This is a genomic window from Pseudomonas sp. AC193, from assembly GCF_979258075.1.
The window spans coordinates 798,035-822,222 of record NZ_OZ409832.1 but is presented as its reverse complement, the minus strand read 5'-3'; the positions used below and the strand labels follow the sequence as shown (position 1 = coordinate 822,222).

Sequence of the window (24,188 nt, the reverse complement as noted above, 5' to 3'; positions counted from 1 at the left end):
AATCCCCTCGCCACAATTGTTCTATATTGTCTGTCAGGCACAAAAAAGCCCGCCAATTTGACGGGCTCTTTGTTTGCAGCGGATCAGAGCAGGAAGATTGTCGCCAACCCGAGGAAGATGAAGAAGCCACCGCTGTCGGTCATCGCGGTGATCATCACGCTGGCGCCCATGGCCGGGTCGCGGCCCATCTTGGCCAGCGTCATCGGGATCAGTACGCCCATCAGCGCTGCCAGCAGCAGGTTGAGCGTCATCGCCGCCGTCATCACCACACCCAACGACCAGCTGCCATAAAGCAGATAAGCGACCACACCGATCACCCCGCCCCAGACCAGGCCGTTGATCAAACCGACCGCCAGTTCCTTGCGCATCAGACGCGAGGTATTGCCGGTGCTGACCTGATCGAGCGCCATCGCGCGAACGATCATGGTGATCGTCTGGTTACCGGAGTTGCCACCAATACCCGCCACGATCGGCATCAACGCCGCCAGCGCTACCAGCTTCTCGATCGAGCCTTCAAACAGACCAATCACACGCGAAGCTACAAACGCGGTGATCAGGTTGACTGCCAGCCACGCCCAACGGTTACGCAGGGATTTCCACACGGAGGCGAAGATGTCTTCCTCTTCACGCAGACCCGCCATGTTGAGGACTTCGTTTTCGCTTTCTTCACGAATCAGATCGACCATTTCGTCGATGGTCAGACGGCCGATCAGCTTGCCGTTCTTGTCGACCACCGGGGCCGAGATCAAGTCATAACGCTCGAACGCCTGAGCGGCATCGTAGGCGTCTTCGTCCGGATGGAAACTCACCGGGTCGCTGGCCATGACCTCGGCAACTTGTTTGTCCGGATCGTTGACCAGCAAACGTTTGATCGGCAGCACGCCCTTGAGCACGCCGTCGTAATCGACCACAAACAGTTTGTCGGTATGGCCCGGCAGCTCTTTGAGACGGCGCAGATAACGCAGCACCACTTCGAGACTGACATCCTCACGGATCGTCACCATCTCGAAGTCCATCAGCGCACCGACCTGCTCCTCGTCATAAGACAGGGCCGAACGCACGCGCTCACGCTGCTGGTTATCGAGGCTCTCCATCAGTCCATGGACGACGTCTCGCGGCAGCTCGGAAGCCAGGTCAGCAAGTTCGTCGGCGTCCATGTCCTTGGCCGCAGCCAGGAGCTCGTGATCGTCCATGTCGGCGATCAGCGTTTCACGAACGGAATCGGATACTTCGAGAAGAATGTCGCCGTCGCGATCAGCCTTGACCAGTTGCCAGAGCGTCAGACGATCGTCCAGCGGCAAGGCTTCAAGAATGTAGGCAACGTCGGCGGAGTGCAGATCATCGAGTTTGCGTTGCAACTCGACCAGATTCTGCCGGTGAACCAGGTTTTCCACCCGGTCGTTGTGCGCGCCTTCCTGGCGATGAGTCAGGTCTTCGACGACTCGTTGGCGCTGCAGCAGCTCGACCACTTGGGCCAGGCGATCCTGCAGGCTTTCCTGTGTTTTCTTTACTTCGATTTCGGACATAGGCGAACTCCACTCCCAGCAGCGGGGCACGCCGGAAGAATCAATCAGTCAATTCATGATTGGTGAAACGGGTTACTGAACAACTACTGGGTAAGTCCATGGAGGTTTTCCATAAGCCCCGGCGGGGCTGACGGGCGCAATGATACACGCCTGACGGTTTAATACGTTAAAAAATCACGGCTGAAACAAGCGCTTGCGAGACAAACCTGAGCGCCATCCTGATCCATGCAAATGCGACGACTCATCTTGAAAAGAAAACACACCGGCAGCGCAAAATGTAGCGACTACCCTTGAGCGTAGATCGTCATGGAGGACGTCGAATGCCACTCAAATCATCTTTTTTCGTACTGACTTTTTTGCTCTGCCTACCGCACGCCGGGGCCACGACCACCCTGCATCGCTGCGAAGCACCTGACGGCAGCATCACCTTCACCACGATGAGTTGCGCGCACGGTGAACACCTCTCCGTGCAGGAAGTACACCCCTACTCGCCCGGATCTGTCGTGGCGGTGATGCCTGAAGCCAATCACGAAGAAACATCCGGTATGAATAGCAGAGGCCGAGCACCGGGCATTGTCGGCGGCGCGGAGCACATCTGCGGCAACGTGATCGATGCGAGACAACGCCGCCAGGCGATCATCAATCGGCGTGTTATCGCAGGGATGAGCGCGCAAGATGTCGAAAGCGCTTTAGGCAAGCCGGACAAGATCAATATTCGGACATCGACGACAACGTATCGTTACGACCTCAAGCGAGGCCGAACGGCACAAATCGATTTTGATCAACGGGGATGCGTGAAGGAAAAAGCCAAATCCCGGACAGCAAAAAGCCCGCGATAAACGCGGGCTTTTCGGTATATGGTGCACTCGACAGGATTCGAACCTGTGACCGCTCGGTTCGTAGCCGAGTACTCTATCCAGCTGAGCTACGAGTGCATTTTGTGTTTTTAGCCCAGACCACAACTGGATGAAGCCAAGTTATCTGCGTTGCTGCAACTAACTCTTAAATGGTGCACTCGACAGGATTCGAACCTGTGACCGCTCGGTTCGTAGCCGAGTACTCTATCCAGCTGAGCTACGAGTGCATTTTGTGTTTTTAGACCAGATCACATCTGGTTGAAGCCAAGTCATTTACATTGCTGTAACTGACTCTTAAATGGTGCACTCGACAGGATTCGAACCTGTGACCGCTCGGTTCGTAGCCGAGTACTCTATCCAGCTGAGCTACGAGTGCATTTGTTGCGCCGCATTATAGCCCGTCTAATCTCTATTCCAACCACTTTTTCTATTAATTTCAACAACTTACAGAAAAAGCCAGATTACGACGTACTAAGCAAATAATGGCGGAGAACGGGGGATTCGAACCCCCGACACCCTTTTGAGGTGTACTCCCTTAGCAGGGGAGCGCCTTCGGCCACTCGGCCAGCTCTCCGCAACACGGGGCGTATCTTAACCAACCTTTTCCCCGTTTGCAAACATAAAAATCGATAAAAATTAATGGCTTGGTTCTTCGTCCTTCTCTTTCTTTATACGCAGGTAAATTTCCTCACGGTGCACGGCAACCTCTTTCGGCGCGTTCACACCGATGCGCACTTGGTTTCCTTTAACGCCGAGCACGGTCACGGTGATTTCGCCGTCACCGATAATCAGGCTTTCTGCGCACCGACGGGTCAGAATCAGCATACCTTTCTCCTTACGCAATTCAGTTCAGGGACAACAGTCTGCAAAAAAAAGGCACCCGACCTACAACCGGAGCGATCGTAGCCCTACATGCCTGAGTATTGACCAGCGCGAGCAAAAGAACAGTCAGGGCTCACGCCATTCAAAAAAATAAAGGGCGCGGTCAGACCGCGCCCTTCAGTTGAACGGAATTACTCGCCTTGACGGGCCGGCGCATCCAGTTCGAAAGCCGTGTGCAGAGCGCGCACGGCCAGTTCCAGGTACTTCTCTTCAATCACCACGGAAACCTTGATTTCCGAAGTCGAGATCATCTGGATGTTGATGCTTTCTTTTGCCAGCGATTCGAACATGCGGCTGGCCACGCCTGCGTGGGAACGCATGCCGACGCCGACGATCGAGACCTTGGCAATCTTGATGTCGCCAACCACTTCACGGGCACCGATCTCGCGAGCGGTGTTTTCCAGCACGTTCTGTGCGGCCTGGAAGTCGTTGCGGTGTACGGTGAAGGTGAAGTCGGTGGTGTTATCGTGCGCGACGTTCTGCACGATCATGTCGACTTCGATGTTCGCGGCACTGATCGGGCCGAGAATCTTGAACGCCACGCCCGGGGTGTCTGGCACGCCACGGATGGTCAGCTTGGCTTCATCGCGGTTGAAAGCGATGCCGGAAATGATCGGCTGTTCCATGGTTTCCTCTTCATCAATAGTAATGAGGGTGCCCGGACCCTCCTTGAAGCTGTGCAGTACGCGCAGCGGTACGTTGTACTTGCCGGCGAATTCCACGGCACGGATCTGCAACACCTTGGAACCGAGGCTGGCCATTTCCAGCATCTCTTCGAAGGTGATCTTGTCCAGACGCTGAGCGACCGGCACAACGCGCGGGTCAGTGGTGTAAACACCATCAACGTCGGTGTAGATCTGGCACTCGTCAGCCTTCAACGCCGCAGCCAGTGCCACGCCGGTGGTGTCGGAACCGCCACGACCGAGGGTGGTAATGTTGCCGTGCTCGTCGACGCCCTGGAAACCGGCGACAACTACCACGCGACCTGCTTTCAGATCACCACGAATCTTCTGGTCATCAATCTGCAAGATACGCGCTTTATTGTGCGCACTGTCGGTCAGGATCCGCACCTGATTACCGGTGTACGACACCGCCGGCACACCGCGCTTGATCAGCGCCATGGCCAACAGGGCAATCGTCACCTGCTCACCGGTGGAAACAATCACGTCCAGCTCACGCGGAACCGGTTGACCGTCGCCACTGATTTGCTTGGCCAGATCGATCAGACGGTTGGTTTCGCCGCTCATTGCAGACAGCACAACCACCAGGTCATCGCCGGCATCGCGGAATTTCTTAACCTTGTCGGCGACCTGCTCGATTCTCTCGACAGTACCGACCGAGGTGCCTCCAAATTTCTGTACGATCAAAGCCATTTCAAAGCCGCCTCTGCCCATGAAGGGCGCCCAATAATCACTCGAACAGCCGCCGCGCCCGCCACTAGACTGCGAGCGCGACGGACCGTCTTATAAACCCTGCTCGACGAATGGAACGGTCAGCGCCAGTGCACCATCCAGCGCGCCGGCATCAACGCCACCGCCCTGCGCCATGTCCGGACGACCACCGCCCTTCCCGCCCACTGCCGCAGCAGCTTGCTTCATCAAATCACCGGCTTTGAGTTGGCCAGTCAGGTCTTTGGTTACGCCTGCAACCAGAACGACCTTTTCCTCATGGACACTGCCGAGCAGGATCACTGCGCGGCCGAGTTTGTTCTTCAACTGATCAACCAGCGCCAGCAGCGCCTTGGCGTCCTGACCATCCAGACGTGCGGCCAAAACCTTCACGCCTTTGACGTCCAGTGCCGAGGACGACAGATCGTCGCCCGCCGCGCTCGCCGCCTTGGCTTGCAACTGCTCGAGTTGCTTCTCCAGTTGGCGATTGCGCTCGAGCACAGCCGACAGCTTGTCGATCAGGTTGTCGCGGCTGCCCTTGACCAGGCTGGCCGCTTCCTTGAGTTGTTCTTCTGCAGCATTCAAGTAGGCCAGTGCCGCGGCACCGGTGACCGCTTCGATACGACGCACACCCGAAGCCACACCGCCTTCGCTGATGATTTTCAGCAGGCCGATGTCGCCGGTACGGTTGGCGTGGATACCGCCGCACAGTTCGACGGAGAAATCACCGCCCATGCTCAGCACGCGCACGTTGTCGCCGTACTTCTCGCCGAACAGCGCCATCGCGCCTTTGTTCTTCGCGGTTTCGATGTCGGTTTCTTCGGTTTCAACGGCGGAGTTCTTGCGAATCTCGGCGTTGACGATGTCTTCCAGCGCCTTGATCTGCTCAGGCTTGATCGCTTCAAAGTGGCTGAAGTCGAAACGCAGGCGCTGACTGTCGACCAACGAACCTTTCTGCTGAACGTGCTCGCCCAGAACCTGGCGCAGTGCAGCGTGCAGCAAGTGCGTGGCCGAGTGGTTCAACGAAGTGGCGTGACGCACTTCGGCGTCGACGTGGGTTTCCACTGGCGCGCCGATGGTCAGGCTGCCCGAATCCAGCACACCGTGGTGCAGGAATGCGCCGCCGGTTTTGGTGGTGTCGCGCACGTCGAAACGGCTGCTGCCGGCCTGCAGATAACCGCAGTCGCCGATCTGGCCGCCGGACTCAGCGTAGAACGGCGTCTGATTCAGAACGATCACCGCCTCTTCGCCTTCATTCAAGACGTCGACCGACTGGCCATCTTTATAGATAGCAACGATTTTTGCCGAACCGCTGGTGTCTTTGTAACCGGTGAACTCGGTGGCCACGTCAACCTTGACCAAGGTGTTGTAGTCCAGACCGAACGAGCTGGCCGAACGCGCACGCACACGCTGAGCTTCCATCTCACGTTCGAAGCCGACTTCATCGACAGTCAGGCTGCGCTCGCGGGCGATGTCGGCGGTCAGGTCCATCGGGAAACCATAGGTGTCGTAGAGTTTGAACACTACGTCGCCCGGCACCACGGTGCCTTTGAGTTCCAGCAGATCCTGCTCAAGAATTTTCAGGCCGTGCTCCAGCGTCTTGGAGAACTGCTCTTCTTCAGCCTTGAGCACGCGCTCGATGTTGCTTTGCTGCTTCTTCAGTTCCGGGAAGGCTTCGCCCATCTCGGCAACCAGTGCGGCAACGATCTTGTAGAAGAAGCTGCCGGTAGCGCCCAGCTTGTTACCGTGACGGCAAGCGCGACGGATGATCCGGCGCAGTACATAACCGCGACCTTCGTTGGACGGCAGCACGCCGTCGGCGATCAGGAAACCGCACGAACGAATGTGGTCGGACACGACTTTCAACGAAGACTGATCGCCGTTTTCGCAGCCGATCGCTTCAGCCGAGGCCTTCAGCAGGTTTTTGAACAGGTCGATGTCGTAGTTGGAATTGACGTGCTGCATCACCGCACTGATCCGCTCCAGGCCCATGCCGGTGTCGACCGATGGCGCTGGCAACGGATGCAAGACGCCATCGGCGGTGCGGTTGAACTGCATGAACACGTTGTTCCAGATCTCGATATAACGGTCGCCGTCTTCTTCCGGCGAGCCCGGCGGGCCGCCCCAGATGTGGTCGCCGTGATCGTAGAAAATCTCGGTGCACTGGACCGCACGGGCCGGTATCGCCCATGGTCCAGAAGTTGTCGGAGGCGTACGGCGCGCCTTTGTTGTCGCCGATACGGATCATGCGCTCGACCGGCACACCGATTTCTTTGGTTCCAGATGTCATACGCTTCATCGTCGGAGGCATAGACGGTGACCCAGAGTTTTTCCTTCGGCAGTTGCAGAACGCCGGTCAGGAAGGTCCACGCGTAGGTAATCGCGTCCTTCTTGAAATAGTCACCGAAGCTGAAGTTACCGAGCATTTCGAAGAACGTGTGGTGACGAGCGGTATAACCGACGTTTTCCAGGTCACTGTTCTTGCCACCGGCACGCACGCATTTCTGGCTGCTGGTCGCACGGGTGTACGCACGTTTTTCCTGGCCCAGGAAGCAGTCCTTGAACTGGTTCATCCCCGCGTTAGTGAACAGCAGGGTTGGGTCGTTGCCCGGAATCAAAGAGCTGGAGGCTACACGGGTGTGGCCTTGCTCTTCGAAGAAGCGAAGGAAGGCTTCACGGATTTCTGCGCTTTTCATTAGGTTCTTCCACGGAGGCTGCGGCCAAAGGCCTGTTCGAAACGTCAACAGACGAAGCGACGGCAAAGGGCCGCATTATATCGGCCCTGCGCGCGGGGTACAGCGTGTTTATACGATAGAAACGGTCAATTGGACGGCTAACGCTGTCACTTGCGCGAAAAGTCGACGAATGTCGCGATCACTTGCTCGATTTGCGCGCGACTGACGTCCATGTGCGTGACCATACGCAGACGCGCGGCGGCGCTCAACTTGATCCCGCGTTCGCCGGCAAACGCCTTGATCGCTTCGGCTTTGTCGCCCATTTGCACATAAACCATGTTGGTTTGTACCGGTTCAACGCTGAAACCTGCTTCACGCAGACCATCGGCCAAAAACTGCGCGTTGGCGTGGTCATCCGCCAGGCGTTCGACGTTGTGATCCAGCGCATACAGCCCCGCCGCCGCCAGCAGTCCGGCCTGACGCATGCCGCCGCCGACCATTTTGCGCAAACGCCGGGCCTTGCCGATCAGTTGCTCGGAACCGCACAGCACCGATCCCACTGGCGCACCGAGGCCTTTGGACAGGCACACCGATACCGAATCGAAATGTTTAGTGATTTCCCGCGCATCAATCCCGAGTTTGACCGCCGCGTTGTAAAGACGCGCGCCGTCGAGGTGCAGTTGCAAGCCGTGGTCTTGGGTGAATTTACGCGCCCGCGCCAGATATTCCAGCGGCAGCACTTTGCCTTGCATGGTGTTTTCCAGCGCCAGCAAACGGGTGCGAGCGAAATGGAAGTCGTCGGGTTTGATCGCTGCCGCGACTTGATCCAGATCCAGCGAACCGTCGGCCTGCACTTCCAGCGGCTGCGGCTGGATCGAACCGAGCACCGCCGCGCCGCCGCCTTCGTACTTGTAGGTGTGCGCCTGCTGACCCACGACATATTCGTCGCCGCGCTCGCAGTGCGCCATCAATCCCAACAGATTGCTCATGGTGCCGGTCGGCACGAACAGCGCTGCGGCAAAGCCCAAGCGTTGAGCCAGTTCGGCTTCCAGACGATTGACCGTCGGGTCTTCGCCGTACACATCGTCACCGGTATCGGCTGCGGTCATCGCGTCGAGCATGGCGGGTGTCGGTTGGGTGACGGTGTCGCTGCGAAGATCGATAACGCTCATGAACCTGGCCTCAATTCAGCAGGGGAAATCCCTTTACGAAGGTCAATTACTGCGGTCATGAGGCAGATTATTCAAGCCTTTAATAAGAAAAGGCCACGTAACTCCTCAGGAAAGCGCAATCCATGTGGGAGCGGGCTTGCTCGCGAAGGCGCACTGCCAGCCAACATTTGCGTTGAAGGTTAAATCGCTTTCGCGAGCAAGCCCGCTCCCACAGGTTCTGTATTTCGGTCGGCCGGTATTGAGTATGCAAGCCCTGAAAATATGTGTTAAAAACGCTGCGCCGCCCGCAATAGGGCGGCAAAAACGTTCTCAGGGCGGGGTGCAATTCCCCACCGGCGGTAATTGCGCGCAATGCGCATAGCCCGCGAGCGCTTGGCGACGAATACGACTTCGGTTGAGATCGGCGGCAAGGTCAGCAGACCCGGTGTGATCCCGGGGCCGACGGTCATAGTCCGGATGAAGAGAGAACGGGATTAACGCCAAAGGGCCGTCCGCGCAATGTTGTGCGTGTGCGCACCCTTGAATCCCTTTCGATTCATAACGCCCTGTTTTTCACACAAACAGGAGTCAGAACATGCAACCCACCGCTATCGACAGCAAAAGCAAACACCCACACGGCGAGCGCGTTGCGTTCATCCAGGCCTGCTGGCACAAAGAAATCGTCGACCAGAGCCGAAAAGGCTTCGTCGCCGAAATGATTGCCCTGGGTTATCAGGAATCCGATATCGACATCTTCGAAGTCGGCGGCGCTTTTGAAATGCCTCTGCACGCCAAGTTGCTGGCCAAAACCGGTCGTTATGCCGGCATCGTCGCCGCAGCCCTGGTGGTGGATGGTGGCATCTACCGTCACGAGTTCGTCGCCCAATCGGTGGTCAGCGGCCTGATGCAAGTGCAGCTGGAAACCGAAGTGCCGGTGTTCTCGGTGTCGCTGACGCCGCATCACTTCCATGCGGGTGACGAGCATCAGAAATTCTTCTTTGAGCACTTTGTACACAAGGGTCAGGAAGCGGCGCGGACTTGCGCGGATACACTGCGCAAGGTTCGCGCACTGCGCCGTACTGAGCCGCATGCAGTAGCCGTCTGACTCCAAAGCTGAGTGAGGTCTCGGGCCTCACTCAAATCCAAATGTGGGAGCGGGCTTGCTCGCGAAAGCGGTGTGTCAGTCAGCAAATGAGTTACCGACAGACCGCATTCGCGAGCAAGCCCGCTCCCACAGGGGTTCTGGGGTGAACTCAGGTTAAGTGTTCATCTGTGGTCGGGACGATCAGGATGCCCGCGCGCAGGCCGTTCTTGACCTTGGGATTAGGGAAGATGATGCGTGCGCCCTCTTCCTCAATGATCCAGCGGGTATTGGCCAGATCTTCGGCCAACACATAACCCACCTCCAACTCGGAAAAGTTTTCAATGTCCTGCGGCAGGTTCAAGCGGAACGCATCGCTGTGCTTGATGATTTCCCGCGCGACACTGAACAGCTGCAAACCATCCAGCTGCGCTTCAGCCATCTCTGGTTCAGTGCCTTCAATGATCTGCTTTAAGCGAGTTTCCAGCAGCGAGACGTTAACCCCGTCGTTCTGCCCGAACGGCCGCGCCTTGCCCAGTTCCAGCGTGAAAGCCTCGGCGCCGAGCTTGTCGTAGGTGTAAGAGCTGAACACGATCGACGGCTTGTTCTGCAACAGCACCGCCTCCATGCCAGCCGCGCGCAAACGTGCCAGTTCAAGGCGTGAATGCTGGCGCCCTTCTTTCCACGGATACAGCGCGAACTGCTCGATCTTCGAGCCGCGAATCGCTGTGTGCAGGTCGTAGTGCAGGCGCTGGCGATCCGGCAGGCTGAAGAAACTCGCCGCCAGACGTTCCAGCTCACAGGCTCGCAGCGCTTCTGAGCCACTGCTTTGTTCGTGACGGCCATTGAACAGCCGATTGACGTCCTGCTCGACAAAGCGCTCGCCTTTGCGAATTGCCTCGGGGTTGCCGAACAGGAACAGAATGCGTGCGCGCGGCTTCAGATCGCCGCGTGCGATGTCGTGCAGCAGCCGATCAAGCAACTCGATCGGCGCTGTTTCGTTGCCATGGATCCCTGCCGACAGCAGTAGATCCAGGCCATTGTCGCGCGCTTCGGGTGGCCGGACTTCCAGCGCACCTTCGCTCAACCAGCGCATGCGCACGCCTTCGACAGTCAGTTGAGTCTTCTCCGCCGGTTCGCGGCCGGCGAGGGTCAGTTCAAGCAGTTTGCCGAGGGCGAGCATAGAGCGGTTTCCTTAGTGGTCGTGGTTGCAATCCGGGCCGTGCACGTGGTCTTCGTCGTCGCCAACGTCGGCCGGTTCCATTTCCAGTTGCAGACTTACCAGGTTAGTCGCCAATGGGCGCAGCAGCAGGTTGGCGTACTCGGCGTCACCTTCTTCAACGTCCACGCCGATCAGCAACTGGCCACGGCCGTCCTGCTGGATCCACAGCTCTTTGCCTTGCCACATGACCGCAACGCGGGTGCAGGAGGTCTCCAGTTGCGTGCCGTCGGTGTCTTCAAGGATCAGCTGCAGGGAATCGCTCATGTTTTTACTCTCTTGGTGAGACAAGCCGCGCGCCGCGTTCAAGCGGCGCGCCGGCCATCAATTGATCTGGAATGGATAAACCGCGCCCAGTTTAAGGATTTGCGTCAGTTCATCCAGTGCCGTCCGGCATTCAAGCAACAACTGCGGATCCGCCAGATCGGTTTCGCTCAGGCGGTCGCGGTAGTGTTTTTCAACCCATGCGGTCAACGAACCGTACAACGGTGCCGTCATGATAACCCCTGGGTTGACCGCCGCCAGTTCGGTTTCGTTGAGCGCGACGCGCAGTCGCAGGCACGCCGGGCCACCGCCGTTCTGCATGCTTTGCTTGAGATCGAAGACTTTCACTTCGCGGATCAGACCGCCGGAACTGGTCAGGCTTTGCAGGTAAGCCCAGACGCGTTCGTTGGCCTGGCACTCTTGCGGCACGATCAACAGCATCGAACCGTCAGGACGCGAGAGCAATTGGCTGTTGAACAGGTACGAGCGCACCGCGTCATCCACGGTGATTGCCGAACGCGGCACACACACCGATTGGAAGTTACCACCGACTTTGGCCAGTTTGCTTTGCAGCTCGGCCAGCATCGACTCGGTGTCGAGGAACGCGTCCTCGTGATAGAACAACACCTCGCCATTGCCCACGGCAATCACGTCGTTGTGGAACACGCCTTGATCGATCACGTTCGGGTTCTGCTGGGCGTAAACCACGCCTTCATCACGCAGACCGTGCAGACGCGCAACGGCTTGCGAGGCTTCGAGGGTCTGCCGCGCCGGGTACTTTTGCGGCGCCGGGAAACGGTTGTCGAACGCACTGCGACCGAACACAAAGAACTCAACGCCCGCCTCGCCGTACTCACGGCAGAAACGCGTGTGGTTGGCCGCGCCTTCGTCGCCGAACTGCGCCACGGCCGGCAACGCGGCGTGATGGGCGAAGTGCTGCTGATTGGCGAACATTGCGCCGAGCACACGGCTGGTGGTCGGGTGCTCGATGCTGCGGTGGTACTTGCAATTGAGGTTGGCGGCGGTGAAATGCACGCGACCGTCAGCAGTGTCGGCACTCGGGCTGACCGTGGCGGCGTTGGCCACCCACATGCTTGACGCCGAGCAACTGGCGACCAACAGTGGCATGGCTTCTTTGGCGGCGCGTTCGATCACTTGCGCGTCGGTACCGCTGAAACCCAGACGGCGCAGAGCGGCCACGTCCGGACGTTCCTGCGGCGCCAGTACGCCTTGCTGAAAGCCCATTTCCATCAGCGCTTTCATCTTCGCCAGACCTTGCAGCGCCGCTTCCTTCGGGTTCGAGGATTGCTGGCTGTTGCTCTGGGACGCAACGTTGCCGTAGGACAGACCACCGTAGTTATGGGTCGGCCCCACTAGACCGTCAAAATTGACTTCATAGGATTTCATCAGCGAGGCTCCACGAGAATCTGTTGTTATAGGCTTCAGGTAACAATTCAGTCAGACCGCGTCGCGGCGATCGCGAGCAGGCTCACTCCTACAGGTTTAGCGGTGAATACACATGTTGTGTACGACACAAGTCCTGTAGGAGTGAGCCTGCTCGCGATGGCCGTTACGCCATTTTCACGCCTGGCGTGAGGGCCGATGGCAACACCAGGCTCGGCGTCTCCAGCGACGCCACCGGGTACGCGCAGTAATCCGCCGCGTAATAGGCGCTGGCGCGATGGTTGCCCGAGGCACCGACACCACCAAACGGCGCGCTGCTCGCAGCACCGGTCAGCTGTTTGTTCCAGTTGACGATGCCGGCACGGCTTTCCAGCCAGAACTGCTGATAACGCGCTTCGGAATCCGACAGCAAACCCGCAGCAAGCCCATAAGCGGTGTTGTTGGCTTCAACGATCGCTGCTTCAAAATCAACGTAGCGGATCACTTGCAGCAACGGGCCGAACAGTTCTTCGTCCGGACGCTCGGCAACCGCCGTCACATCAACGATGCCCGGCGTCAGCAACGCGGCTTGTGCTTGCGGCTGAGTCATTTCCAGCAGCGACACCGCGCCGTTGGCCAGCAGATGTTCTTGAGCGTCCATCAGCGCTTTCGCTGCGCCGAGGGAAATCACCGAGCCCATGAACGGGGCCGGTTGCTGATCGAACGCGCCGACTTCAATGGTCGCGCTGACTTCAACCAGACGCTTCAACAGGCTGTCGCCCCACGCGCCTTGCGGCACCAGCAGGCGGCGTGCGCAGGTGCAGCGCTGACCGGCAGAGATGAACGCCGACTGAATAATCGTGTAAACCGCCGCATCCAGATCCGCGACCTGATCAACCACCAGCGGGTTGTTACCACCCATTTCCAGCGCCAGAATCTTGTCCGGACGACCGGCGAATTGCTGGTGCAGATGATTGCCCGTGCGGCTCGAACCGGTGAAGAACAAACCGTCGATGCCCGGGTTCGCTGCCAGCGCGATGCCGGTTTCCCGGGCGCCTTGCACCAGGTTCAACACACCCGCTGGCAGACCGGCTTCGATCCAGCACTTGACCGTCAGCTCGGCCACTTTCGGCGTCAGTTCGCTTGGCTTGAACAGCACGCTGTTACCCGCCAGCAGCGCCGGCACGATGTGGCCGTTTGGCAAGTGACCAGGGAAGTTGTAAGGGCCGAATACTGCGACCACGCCGTGCGGTTTGTGGCGCAGCACAGCAGTGGCGTCGCCCAACGGGCCGCTCTTCTCGCCGGTACGCTCGCGGTAGCTCTGCACTGAAATCGCGATCTTGTTGACCATGCTGGTCACTTCGGTCGCCGATTCCCACAGCGGTTTGCCGGTCTCTTCACCAATGGTGCGAGCCAGTTCGTCAGCGTGGTTTTTCAGCGACGCGGCGAAAGCCTCAAGCACCGTGATGCGCTCGTCCAGCGTGCGACGCGCCCAACCCGGGAACGCCTGACGCGCAGCTTGCACAGCCGATTCAACCTGAGCCGCCGTGGCGCCCTCCCCCGACCAAAGCACCTGCTGCGTCACCGGGTTCAGCGATTGAAAAGCTTCGCCCTGACCGGCCAGCCACTCACCTGCGATGTATAGCGAATTCATTATTTCGACTCCCGTGCAGCGGACAACGCCACGGCGCGCACTTGATCGCCAGCGTTGAGTTGAAGACGTTTGGCGGTCTGCGGATCGACCACCAAAGTACCGGCAGCGAGACGCGCCGGCGCAGCGGTGATGCGGCAGTCTTCGCGCTTGCGGTTATGGATGATGAACGGCGTGGCGTCATCGCCCGGCGTACCCACAGCCAGCACCAGCGCTTCGCTGTCACGCACCGCGCGGATCTTGCCGGTTTCGCATTCGATGGCCGGGCCGGCGTCGAAGATGTCGACGTAACCCTGATAGCTGAAACCTTCGCCCTTGAGCATCGCCAAGGCAGGCTCGGTGTCCGGGTGAACCTGGCCGATGACCTGACGCGCGCCTTCGGACAGAAAGCAGGTGTACAGCGGGAATTTCGGCATCAGTTCAGCGATGAACGCCTTGTTGCCGACACCGGTGAGGTAATCGGCCTGGCTGAATTCCATCTTGAAGAAGTGCCGACCGAGGCTTTCCCAGAACGGCGAACGACCGGCGTCATCGGAGACACCGCGCATTTCGGCGATGATCTTGTTGCCGAACAATTCAGGAAATTCCGCGATGAACAGCATCCGCGCCTTCGACAGCATGCGACCGTTCAGACCGCTGCGGTAATCGGCGTGCAGGAACAACGAGCACAGCTCGGAATTGCCGGTCAGGTCGTTGGCGAGAAACAGCGTCGGAATCTCGCGATAGATATTCAGTTCTTGCGACGCACTGACGGTCAGGCCGACACGGAAGTTGTACCAAGGCTCACGCATGCCGACAGCGCCAGCAATGGCGGAAATCCCCACCACGCGGCCGTCATCGTCTTCGAGCACGAACAGGTAGTCCGCATCACCACGGCCGGCTTCGCCGCGAAAAGTCTTCTCGGCCCAGCCGACCCGATGGGCCAGACGTTCTTCGTTGGCCGGCAAAGTAGTCAGGCCGGTGCCGGTGCTACGGGCCAGGTCGATCAGCGCGGATAAATCGCTGCTGCGTACGGGACGAACAATCATGCTATCTCCTCAAACGGGCCGCCTTCGCCACCCGTGAAACTCGCTAAGGCGTTAAACCGCCACCAGGCGCACGCTGGCACCTTCACCGACGCCCAGGGCTTCGGCCGCTTCCAGATCCAGAGTCACCGGTTTACCCGGCGCGTAATCCAGTTCCAGCAGCACCGCGCGGTAATCCTGCAACTGCGCGTTGGCCACCAGATACTGGCGCCCGGCGCCTTTCACCGGCTCGCCGATCTTCACTGGCACCACACGGCTTTGGGCGATCGAACGGATCCCCGAAACACGCGCATGCAGGGTCGGGCCACCGTCGAAAATGTCGATGTAGTGATCGGTCTCGAAGCCTTCGCGCATCAGGATGTCGAAGGTGATCTGCGCACGCGGGTGCACCTGGCCCATCGCCTCTTGAGCGGAGTCCGGCAGCAACGGCACGTAGATCGGGTAATGCGGCATCAGCTCGGCGAGGAACGTGCGGCTTTTCAGCCCGCACAGGCGTTCGGCTTCGGCGTAATTGAGGTCGAAGAAGTTACGACCAATCGCGTCCCAGAACGGCGAGTCGCCATTCTCATCGCTGTAACCGACGATCTCGGTAACCACCGAATCAGCGAAGCGCTCGGGATGGCTGGCGACGAACAGCAGACGACCACGGGAATTCAGCTCCGACCACGGCGACCCGACCAGTTCGCGCTGCACGTAGAAACTGGTCAGCAAGCTGTTGCCGGTCAGGTCGTGGCACTGCGAGAGCACGTGAATCTTGTTGTGGATCTTCAACTCGCGGGAGGCGTGGACGAAGGTCTCGTTACGGAAGCTGTAGAACGGCTCCGAGTAACCGGCGGACGCGACAATCGCCGAGCAACCGACCAGTTTGCCGGTGGTGGATTCTTCGAGGACGAAGAAATAGCTCTCTTCACCGTTGAAGCTCACTTCGGCGGAAAACGACGCTTCGCTCGCGGCGATCTTGTCGCTCAGACGTTCCACGTCATCCGGCAAGGAAGTGACACCAATCGGGCTGTCCGCAGCCAGACGCTGTACCTCGCCCAGATCAGCCATTTGCGCGGGGCGCATCACCAGCATGGTGTCACTCCTTTTCTCTTATCAATTCACAGAAAAAATAACCGGGCCTACATGGAGATCAATGTAGGAGTGAGCCTGCTCGCGATTGCGGTCTGTCAGAAACCAATGAGTCGACTGACATACCGCAATCGCGAGCAGGCTCACTCCTACAGTTAATCTGGTCCGGCATCAAAAAATTTTGATCGACGCCTGAAAAGCTCCAGGCGCCGAAGGGTCTATCAGGCTTGCGTCAGTGCTGCGGCAGCGCGTTCGAAGCGGTCGAGACCGGCATCAATATCAGCGTCGTCCACCACCAGGCTCGGGGCGAAACGGATCACGTCCGGGCCGGCTTGCAGAATCATCAGGCCTTCTTTTTCAGCGGCGTTGAAGATGTCTTTGGCCTTGCCTTTCCAGGCATCGCTCAGCACACAGCCGATCAGCAGACCGAGGCCACGCACCTGAGTGAACAAGCCGTATTTCTCGCCGATCTGCTCGAGGCGTGCCTTGAACTTGTCGTGCTTGGCATTCACGCCGTTCAGCACTTCCGGGGTATTGATCACGTCGATCACCGCTTCAGCGACCGCGCACGCCAGCGGGTTGCCGCCGTACGTGGTGCCGTGAGTGCCGACGACCAGATGTTTGGCCAGCGCTTCGGTGGTCAGCATCGCCGCGATCGGGAAACCGCCGCCCAGGCTCTTGGCGCTGGTGAGGATGTCCGGGGTCACGCCGTAATGCTGGTAGGCGAATAGCTTGCCGCTGCGGCCCATGCCGGTCTGCACTTCGTCGAACACCAGCAGCGCGTTGTTCGCGTCGCAGAGTTCGCGGGCACCTTGCAGGTACGCCAATTCGGCTGGCAGTACGCCGCCCTCGCCCTGGATCGGCTCCAGCACGACCGCACAGGTCTTGTCGGAAACCGCCGCTTTCAGCGCGGCCAGGTCGTTATAAGGAACGTGGGTGATGCCGGTGATTTTCGGGCCGAAACCGTCGGAATACTTCGACTGGCCACCGACGTTAACGGTGAACAAAGTACGGCCGTGGAAGCTGTTCAGCGCGGCGATGATTTCGTATTTCTCAGTGCCGAAACGGTCGAACGCAACACGACGGGCCAGCTTGAAAGCGGCCTCGTTGGCTTCAGCGCCGGAGTTGCAGAAGAACACGCGCTCGGCGAACGTGGCGTCGATCAGTTTGTGCGCAAGACGCAGGGCTGGCTCGTTGGTGAACACGTTGGACACGTGCCACAGCTTGTTCGCCTGTTCGGTCAATGCACCGACCAGCGCCGGGTGCGCGTGGCCCAATACGTTAACGGCAATCCCGCCGGCGAAGTCGATCAGCTCGCGGCCGGCCTGATCCCAGACGCGGGAACCGGCGCCACGCACCGGAATGAAAGCGGCAGGCGCGTAGTTGGGAACCATTACCTGGTCGAAATCGGCGCGTTGTACCGCAGCGTGCTCAACGGACATCGGAGTCTCCTGAAGAGGAACACCCGCCTGAAACTGGCGAGCGATGGGGGGATTGTAAGGACAGTTTTCAGCCCGGCCTTGCCGCCAAGCGACAACTTCTTATAGCGCAAACCCCGGATTTTCCCGGGTTTACGGCAATGCGACATATAGCGTCGCAAAGGCGCAGTTTAAACTGCCCGGGCGGATCTGCGGTGGCTTCACTGTATTTGATCGAAGAATTCCATGTGCGGTAACTATGTACCGCACATGATGATTTTTTTTCTGATTTGCTGGGCGCTCTCCACACGCTAATGGATGAGCGTATGAACCTGTCACAACCGCTTCAACCTACCGTCCGTCTCGACGCTTTCGACACGGTGCACGACGACACGCATTTTCTGCACCTGCATCACGCCACGCCTGACTGGCTGGCCAACGCGTCACCACTTCGACGCAATGCTTTGCGCCACGGCACGCCACACCCAAAGCCTGGACTGGCAACCGCTCCTCGCCGCCATCACGCGCATTTAGGCGCACTGAACGCGCAGCACTGGACGGCGCAAAACCAGGTGGATCGCCTGCTGGCCGACCTCAAGGATGTCGACGCCTTTGCCGCACCGTTGCTGACAGCGGCGATCAATAAACAATTCGGCCTGACGCTGGACGTCAAAAACACCTTCGTGCGCCTGTACATCCCGGTGACAAATCCCTGGTTCGGATTCTCCACGGGCGCCAAGCGGATCTGGAGCGTGTCGCTGCTGGACGCCGCGCTGCATAACTTCGAGCGCCATGAAGCCGAGGCGGATGCATTCGATTCCGACTCCTGCTTCATCACCCGGCCAGACGAGCGCGAGCAATTCGAAACCTTGCCGGACATCACCCGGACGCTATCAATAGCCGACTTCATCAAACTGTGCAGGTCACTCGATCTCGGCGCGCAATACCAAGCTCATCTGCAACACCACCTCGGCGTTACCCGACCCGACGTGGCGGCGACGCTGCGTCTGCATGTCGAAACGAGCCAGAAGGCCGCGCTGAAATCGGCGCTGTTGTTCGCCCGCATGAACAACGACATTCAGGAGGATTTGTTCCGTTTGATTGGCGGCTTGATCGACGGTTTGTCAGGGATGCGGCTCGATGGCGAAACCCTGCGCTGTCATAGCCTGTCGCTGCTGTCCTCAGCGCTGCACGGCATCATTGTGTTTGCGCCCGACCTGAGCGCCAGTCAACAGGTCAGCCGGATTGTGGCTTATGTGCCGAACGATCCTGAGCACCCGATCAAGGAATACGCTTCCAGCACTGCATTCGCCGCCGAACTGACGCGCCAGTTGCGACAAAGCGACTATCAGCATTTCTTCAGCCGCTTCATCGCTCACAACGAACGCGGCCGTTTCTTCTCGACACTCAATTCACGCCTGATACATATTCAGTATTACCCGCACGAACGAGGCGATCCGAAACCTGCCTGGCGCGAAGTCGCCGTGGACCATCCAGACCTGCAATTTCGCGCCGAGATCATCCATACATCGCTATGGCAGCAGCAGTTCGAGGATGCGCTGAACAAAATACTCAACGACGGAATAAGCCTCGCCGTGCCCACAGCAAGGGCTGATCAGCAAGCGCGCTGGGCGTTCTGGGATTCGCTGATGAGCATCGCCTCAACGCTGCTGACCGTCGCCGCTTTGGTGGCGACACCGTTCGTGCCGTTTCTCGGCGAGCTGATGCTGGGGTACATGGCCTATCAGTTTCTCGACGAGACCTTTGAGGGCATCATCGAGTGGGCGCAGGGGCAACGAACCGAAGCGTTTCTGCATCTGATGGACGCGGTGGAATCGGTAGTGCAATTGGGCATATTTGCCGCCGGCGGCATGCTAGTCGCCGGCGAGTTTCGCAATGTACTGCCGCAGCATGTCGTGCGCTTTATCGACCGGTTCAAACCCGTCACCGCCCCCAGCGGAAAAACCCTCTACTGGAAAGCCGATCTCGCACCCTACGAGCAAACCATTGCGTTGGCGAAAGGCTCGCTTCCAGATCAGCACGGTTTGCATCAAGTCGATGGAAAACAACTGCTGCCGCTGGACGGCAAAGTCTTCACAGTCAGGCCGGAGCCGGGCGCCACAGGTTTTCGAATCGATCACCCGACACGCACAGACGCCTATCCTCCGGCGCTTGAGCATTTTCACAACGGCACCTGGCAAACCGAGCTTGATCGCCCGCTGACCTGGCCAACCGACAAACTGCTGCGACGCATCGGCCACACGGTCGACAGCCTGTCACCCACTGAGCTGGAACAAGCACTGACCAGCAGCGGCTATCACGAAGACGTGTTGCGCAAATTTCACGCCGATCGCGAACCACTTCCACCACTGCTGGAAGACACCCTCAAGCGCTTCAACATCGACAAAGGCATTCGCACTTTTATCGATCAAATGAACAGCCCCCACGCGACCGAATTTTCGCAAGCCGAGCCGATCACTCAGTTGCAACTGCTGATCGAACATTGCCCTTGGCCAGAGAACAAGAGCCTGCGTTTGCTCAACGCTCAAGGCGAAACCCTATGGGAAAGCAAACGCCAGGATCTGCCGAGCATTGAACTGACTGAACCGCCACCGGGCTCGGCCGACCTGCTAAACCATCTGCTGTCGAAACTCGACGAAAGCGAGCTCAAAACGCTATTGAACGAAGAATCCGGCCGCCCGCCCAGAGCCTCTGCGGCGCGCGCCGATGCACTGAGGAAAACCTTGGCGAACATCGCCAGCGAGCGACGAAACATCCTGTTCGACGCACGCTATCGCGCCAGCGAACACAGCACCGACGCTGCTTTGCACACACTTATCGACGCAACACCCGGACTGCCCACCAGCGTGGCCCGGGAAATCCTGCGCACTGCCACCGGCGAAGAGCGTCAGCAGCTTAAACAGTCGACTGTGCCCAAGCGATTGGTGCAGCTGTCTCGCTGGGCTCTCGAAGATGTGCGCACCAGCCGCGCCTTTGAAGGTTTGTATCTGGACTCAAGTACGCCGCTGGACACGCACCGACTGGCATTGCACTCACTCGAACGTCTCCCGGGGTGGCCTGACAATTTGCGAATCGAAGTCCGCGAGTTCGGCATCCACGGCACACCGCGTGACAGCATTGGCCGCGGCGATGCCGCGCCACACAAAACTCTGGTACTGCTCGAAGACGGCCGCTATCAGGCTTACGACGAAAACGATCAGCCTTTGTCCGCCGCGCTCGATTTCTACAGCGCCGTGCTGCAAGCCCTCCCCGACAATGCGCGCGATGCGCTAGGCATCAACATCGGATCAGGCCCAAAACTCAAGCAGACCATCCGCGAACACGCACTGCCGCGCGACGATTTGAAACAAATCCTCGCACTGCACCGCGATCTCAAACCTACCTACGATCCGCGCATCATGCGCTTGCCGGGCGGAACCGAAGGCTACAGGCGTTTCACCCCTTATGTGCCTCCGCTGGAGCAGAGGGCGATGGAGCTCAACCCCTCGCTCACTCCTGAGCAATTGCAGGTGTTCATCCAAAGGCTTATGACCCACAGCAGCGGCCCACGCGTTGAACTGTATCGCCTGATAGCCGAATTCAACACACTTCGCGCCGATCTCCATACCTGGACAGCGCAGACACCAACCCTACACCCATTAACAGGGATACCGCTCGACGCAGAAGCACTGTCCGAAGCCAGGATTGATCGTCGGGTATTCAAGGAGATTTTGCAGCGCTGCTGGCTCGAACAGACAACCCTCAACAACCAGGATCCCAATGCGCGAACGCTTATGCATTTTGCTCATCCCATCATCGGCGAGTTTCCACACCTCACGGCGGACTTCAGTCACGTCACTCATCTATCGCTGGAAGGCAGCAGCGCCGCACAGGGCACGGACCTTTTCCTGAGCTATTTCCGCAAGCTGCAGCATCTGGAAATCCGCAACTTCAAGCTCGTCAGCGTGCCCCAAGCCATCAGCACCATGCCGGATCTGAATCAACTGATACTCGCCGAATGCCACATCAGCCTCGACGACGCTGCAGTGAGCCTGTTGAGCAACCTGACCACGCTAGGGGCGCTGGATCTCTACAGCAATCCCTTGGGCCGCACGCCGGATATCAGCGCCATGCACGAACTGACCTACATCGATCTGGCAGATACCGGCATCAACAGTCTTCCCGAGGGCCTGTTGAATCATCCGAAATTGAATACCGGCGTTTTCAACAACAACCAGATCAGTGAGATACCGCCGGCGTTTTTTGACTATCCCGCGGAAGTCACTTCCGGCTTCGACTTCGCCCACAACCCTCTATCAAGGGCCACACGCGACAGGGTGAGAGCGCATTTTCACAGATCCAGACAGACCCTCGGAGTGCTCAGCGAGCACGTCGATATTGCTCGGGCGAGGCAGCTGTATTCGCTGATGAACGTCGAGGAGGCCAGCCTTTTCTTCTACCGCCTGCCCGGGCTCACCCAAGACGCCAGACTGCAACTGACTCGACTGGAAAACGAATATTCAACACTGAGAAATGATCTGGAGGTGTGGACGGGTGATATTCCGGACATCAACCCGTTTACCAGCGTGCCCTTCACATTAGTTGAACTGGCAGAAGAACAATCCGCCAGGGATGAGTTCAAGACGCTGGTCGAGGAGTGCTGGCGCAGGGAAAGTGAACTTGATGAAATCGGCGAAAATGGTGAGTCGCTCTTCGAGCTAAACCTACCGACGACCATCGTCGGCGAGCTGCCCGCACTGAAGGCAGACTTCAGTCATGTGTCGACCTTGACCCTGTTCAGCGAAGAAGGCGCAACTTCGCAAGCTAATCGATTCCTCAACAGCTTCCCTAAGCTGCGGACGCTCAATATTCGCGAATTTTCGCTCGGCAATATTCCCGAGGCAGTGTTCAACATGGGCGAGCTCACCGCGCTGTACCTGACCGCATGCGGCATCAGTCTGAGCACACAAAGCGTGGCAGCACTGGGAGAAATGGTAAATCTGGAGATTCTCGACCTTAGCTTCAACCCCTTGGGACTGACACCGGACCTGCGCCAGCTATCACTGCTGACGGATTTGATACTCAACGACACCGGTATCAATCAACTTCCCGATGGCCTGTTTCAACTCAAGCACTTGAACAAGGTGGATTTGAGCGGCAATGCCATCACCGAGATGCCAAGCGATCTTCTCGAACTGCCCGGGGAAATCGCCGAAGCGATCAATTTACGCGACAATCCGTTCGACGCGCAGAGCCAGATCATCCTCGCGGCCTACTTCAAAAAGCACGGGATGGACTTCGGCATCGAAAGCACGATTGAAGAAGCAGAGATGGAGGTATCAACCTCCGAAGGCTCGGAAATCGACGAATAGTGTTCGTCGACTGAAGCGCGGCGATCAACCGCGCTCTGGCGGCACCGATGACAATTCAAACGGGCTGCTGCTGCGCCGCTGGTTGCGATCTTCCCGCGGCGTGGCGCCGAAGAAATTGCGGTAGGCGCTGGAGAAATGCGGCCCCGATGAGAAGCCACACGACAGGCCGATCTGGATGATCGACTTGCTGGTTTGCATCAACATCTGCCGGGCCTTGTTCAGGCGCAATTCCAGGTAGTACTGGCTCGGCACACGGTTGAGGTATTGCTTGAAGATGCGCTCCAACTGACGACGGGACACGCACACGTGCTGGGCGATTTCGTCGGTGGTCAGCGGTTCTTCGATGTTGGCTTCCATCAGCAACACCGCTTGGGTGAGCTTCGGATGGCTAGAGCCGAGACGGTTCTGCAACGGGATGCGCTGACGCTCGCCGCCCTCGCGGATGCGCTCGACCACCAGTTCTTCGGAAACGGCGCCGGCCAGTTCCGCACCGTGATCGCGGGCCAGTACCGCCAACAGCAAATCGAGAACCGACATGCCGCCGCAGGCAGTCAGGCGATCACGATCCCAGTCGAACAGATGACTGGTGGCGATGACTTTCGGGAAGCGCTCAGCGAAATCGTCCTGCCAGCGCCAGTGCACCGCCGCGCGATAACCGTCGAGCAAACCGAGTTGTGCCAACGGATAAACACCGGCAGACAAACCGCCGATGACCGTACCGGCACGCACCAATTGCTTGAGCGCACTGCTGAGTGCCGGGGCCAATGTGGTCGGCGGCTCGTCAGCGAGCAGGAACAGTTTCTGGAAGTTTTCGAGCTTGCCCGCCCACGCTTCACCGGGCAGTTGCCAGGCACCTTCGGCCGGTGGTTCGGCTTGCAGGAACGACAGTTCGTAAACCACGTCCGGGTGCACCCGCTGAGCAACACGCAAGGCTTCCTCCGCCAGCGCCAGCGTCAACGCTTTAGTGCTGGGCCAAATCAGGAAACCAATTCGATGGGCAGTCATGGGCGGGCAATCCGAAGCGAAGAACAGTGATGAAGGCATGGGCCAATGCTAGCCCGTAAATGAACACAAATCTTGAAACTGCACAGATCAAATGTGGGAGCGGGCTTGCTCGCGAAAGCGGTGGGTCAGAGAGCAAAGATATCGACTGATATACCGCTTTCGCGAGCAAGCCCGCTCCCACAGGGATCCGGGTCGGTCTCTAGGTCGCGAAGCATGACCT

The 24,188-nt window shown here is 58.6% G+C and carries 15 protein-coding genes, 4 tRNA genes, 1 pseudogene and 1 riboswitch; of the genes and pseudogenes, 3 read left to right on the top strand and 17 right to left on the bottom strand.

Annotation, left to right across the window (positions count from 1 at the left end; translation table 11 throughout):
* Positions 1–83: 83 nt before the first annotated feature.
* Positions 84–1,526 carry a magnesium transporter gene (gene mgtE, locus ACZZ0D_RS03890; protein ID WP_053122849.1) on the bottom strand — a complete coding sequence of 481 codons (1,443 nt, stop codon included), beginning with the start codon at positions 1,524–1,526 and terminating at the stop codon, positions 84–86.
* A gap of 320 nt (positions 1,527–1,846) precedes the next feature.
* On the opposite strand from mgtE, the gene ACZZ0D_RS03885 reads away from it, so the two are divergent.
* Positions 1,847–2,365, top strand: a complete 519-nt coding sequence (locus ACZZ0D_RS03885; RefSeq protein ID WP_463552496.1) for a cell envelope protein SmpA — start codon at positions 1,847–1,849, stop codon at positions 2,363–2,365.
* Between the two features lie 19 nt (positions 2,366–2,384).
* Here ACZZ0D_RS03885 and ACZZ0D_RS03880 read toward each other — a convergent pair.
* From ACZZ0D_RS03880 to ltaE, 8 genes and pseudogenes are all read right to left on the bottom strand, one after another.
* A tRNA-Arg gene (locus ACZZ0D_RS03880) sits at positions 2,385–2,461 on the bottom strand.
* Positions 2,462–2,533: 72 nt separating this feature from the next.
* Positions 2,534–2,610: transfer RNA gene (locus tag ACZZ0D_RS03875), tRNA-Arg, on the bottom strand.
* Positions 2,611–2,682: 72 nt separating this feature from the next.
* Positions 2,683–2,759: transfer RNA gene (locus tag ACZZ0D_RS03870), tRNA-Arg, on the bottom strand.
* 107 nt (positions 2,760–2,866) lie between these two features.
* Positions 2,867–2,957: transfer RNA gene (locus ACZZ0D_RS03865), tRNA-Ser, on the bottom strand.
* Positions 2,958–3,019: 62 nt separating this feature from the next.
* A complete protein-coding gene (gene csrA / locus ACZZ0D_RS03860; protein ID WP_002554426.1) occupies positions 3,020–3,208 on the bottom strand; it encodes a carbon storage regulator CsrA in 189 nt (62 codons plus the stop codon).
* A 188-nt stretch (positions 3,209–3,396) separates the two neighbouring features.
* Positions 3,397–4,638 carry an aspartate kinase gene (locus tag ACZZ0D_RS03855; protein WP_053122853.1) on the bottom strand — a complete coding sequence of 414 codons (1,242 nt, stop codon included), beginning with the start codon at positions 4,636–4,638 and terminating at the stop codon, positions 3,397–3,399.
* Positions 4,639–4,728: 90 nt separating this feature from the next.
* Positions 4,729–7,349, bottom strand: a pseudogene (alaS, locus tag ACZZ0D_RS03850) (alanine--tRNA ligase).
* A 146-nt stretch (positions 7,350–7,495) separates the two neighbouring features.
* Positions 7,496–8,500, bottom strand: coding sequence for a low-specificity L-threonine aldolase (gene ltaE / locus ACZZ0D_RS03845; RefSeq protein ID WP_463552495.1), 1,005 nt, complete (start codon positions 8,498–8,500; stop codon positions 7,496–7,498).
* Positions 8,501–8,801: 301 nt separating this feature from the next.
* Positions 8,802–8,973, top strand: a riboswitch (FMN riboswitch).
* Between the two features lie 101 nt (positions 8,974–9,074).
* Between ltaE and ACZZ0D_RS03840 the strand changes: the two genes are divergently transcribed.
* On the top strand, positions 9,075–9,584 hold the full coding sequence (locus ACZZ0D_RS03840) for a 6,7-dimethyl-8-ribityllumazine synthase (RefSeq protein ID WP_007919335.1): 510 nt from the start codon (positions 9,075–9,077) through the stop codon (positions 9,582–9,584).
* Between the two features lie 148 nt (positions 9,585–9,732).
* Here the strand turns inward: ACZZ0D_RS03840 and astE are convergent, their stop codons facing one another.
* The 7 genes from astE to ACZZ0D_RS03805 all read right to left on the bottom strand — a co-directional run bounded on the left by astE (position 9,733) and on the right by ACZZ0D_RS03805 (position 17,615).
* The gene (astE, locus tag ACZZ0D_RS03835) at positions 9,733–10,743 is read right to left on the bottom strand and encodes a succinylglutamate desuccinylase (protein ID WP_212548927.1); all 1,011 of its coding nucleotides are present in this window, start codon (positions 10,741–10,743) and stop codon (positions 9,733–9,735) included.
* A 12-nt stretch (positions 10,744–10,755) separates the two neighbouring features.
* Positions 10,756–11,046: a hypothetical protein gene (locus ACZZ0D_RS03830; protein ID WP_007919345.1), complete on the bottom strand. Its 291-nt coding sequence runs from the start codon at positions 11,044–11,046 to the stop codon at positions 10,756–10,758.
* Between the two features lie 57 nt (positions 11,047–11,103).
* Positions 11,104–12,450 carry an N-succinylarginine dihydrolase gene (astB, locus tag ACZZ0D_RS03825; protein ID WP_463552494.1) on the bottom strand — a complete coding sequence of 449 codons (1,347 nt, stop codon included), beginning with the start codon at positions 12,448–12,450 and terminating at the stop codon, positions 11,104–11,106.
* Positions 12,451–12,613: 163 nt separating this feature from the next.
* Positions 12,614–14,083: a succinylglutamate-semialdehyde dehydrogenase gene (astD, locus tag ACZZ0D_RS03820; RefSeq protein WP_400755718.1), complete on the bottom strand. Its 1,470-nt coding sequence runs from the start codon at positions 14,081–14,083 to the stop codon at positions 12,614–12,616.
* On the bottom strand, positions 14,080–15,105 hold the full coding sequence (gene astA, locus ACZZ0D_RS03815) for an arginine N-succinyltransferase (protein ID WP_053122864.1): 1,026 nt from the start codon (positions 15,103–15,105) through the stop codon (positions 14,080–14,082). The genes astD and astA overlap by 4 nt, the downstream gene beginning before the upstream one ends.
* Positions 15,106–15,156: 51 nt before the next feature.
* Positions 15,157–16,176 carry an arginine/ornithine succinyltransferase subunit alpha gene (aruF, locus tag ACZZ0D_RS03810; RefSeq protein WP_053122867.1) on the bottom strand — a complete coding sequence of 340 codons (1,020 nt, stop codon included), beginning with the start codon at positions 16,174–16,176 and terminating at the stop codon, positions 15,157–15,159.
* Positions 16,177–16,394: 218 nt separating this feature from the next.
* Positions 16,395–17,615 carry an aspartate aminotransferase family protein gene (locus ACZZ0D_RS03805; RefSeq protein ID WP_463552493.1) on the bottom strand — a complete coding sequence of 407 codons (1,221 nt, stop codon included), beginning with the start codon at positions 17,613–17,615 and terminating at the stop codon, positions 16,395–16,397.
* 302 nt (positions 17,616–17,917) lie between these two features.
* Between ACZZ0D_RS03805 and ACZZ0D_RS03800 the strand changes: the two genes are divergently transcribed.
* The gene (locus ACZZ0D_RS03800; protein ID WP_463552492.1) at positions 17,918–22,963 is read left to right on the top strand and encodes a dermonecrotic toxin domain-containing protein; all 5,046 of its coding nucleotides are present in this window, start codon (positions 17,918–17,920) and stop codon (positions 22,961–22,963) included.
* A 24-nt stretch (positions 22,964–22,987) separates the two neighbouring features.
* On the opposite strand, the gene argR is transcribed toward ACZZ0D_RS03800, so the two are convergent.
* Positions 22,988–23,968, bottom strand: a complete 981-nt coding sequence (gene argR, locus ACZZ0D_RS03795) for a transcriptional regulator ArgR (protein WP_007912706.1) — start codon at positions 23,966–23,968, stop codon at positions 22,988–22,990.
* Between the last annotated feature and the right edge of the window lie 220 nt (positions 23,969–24,188).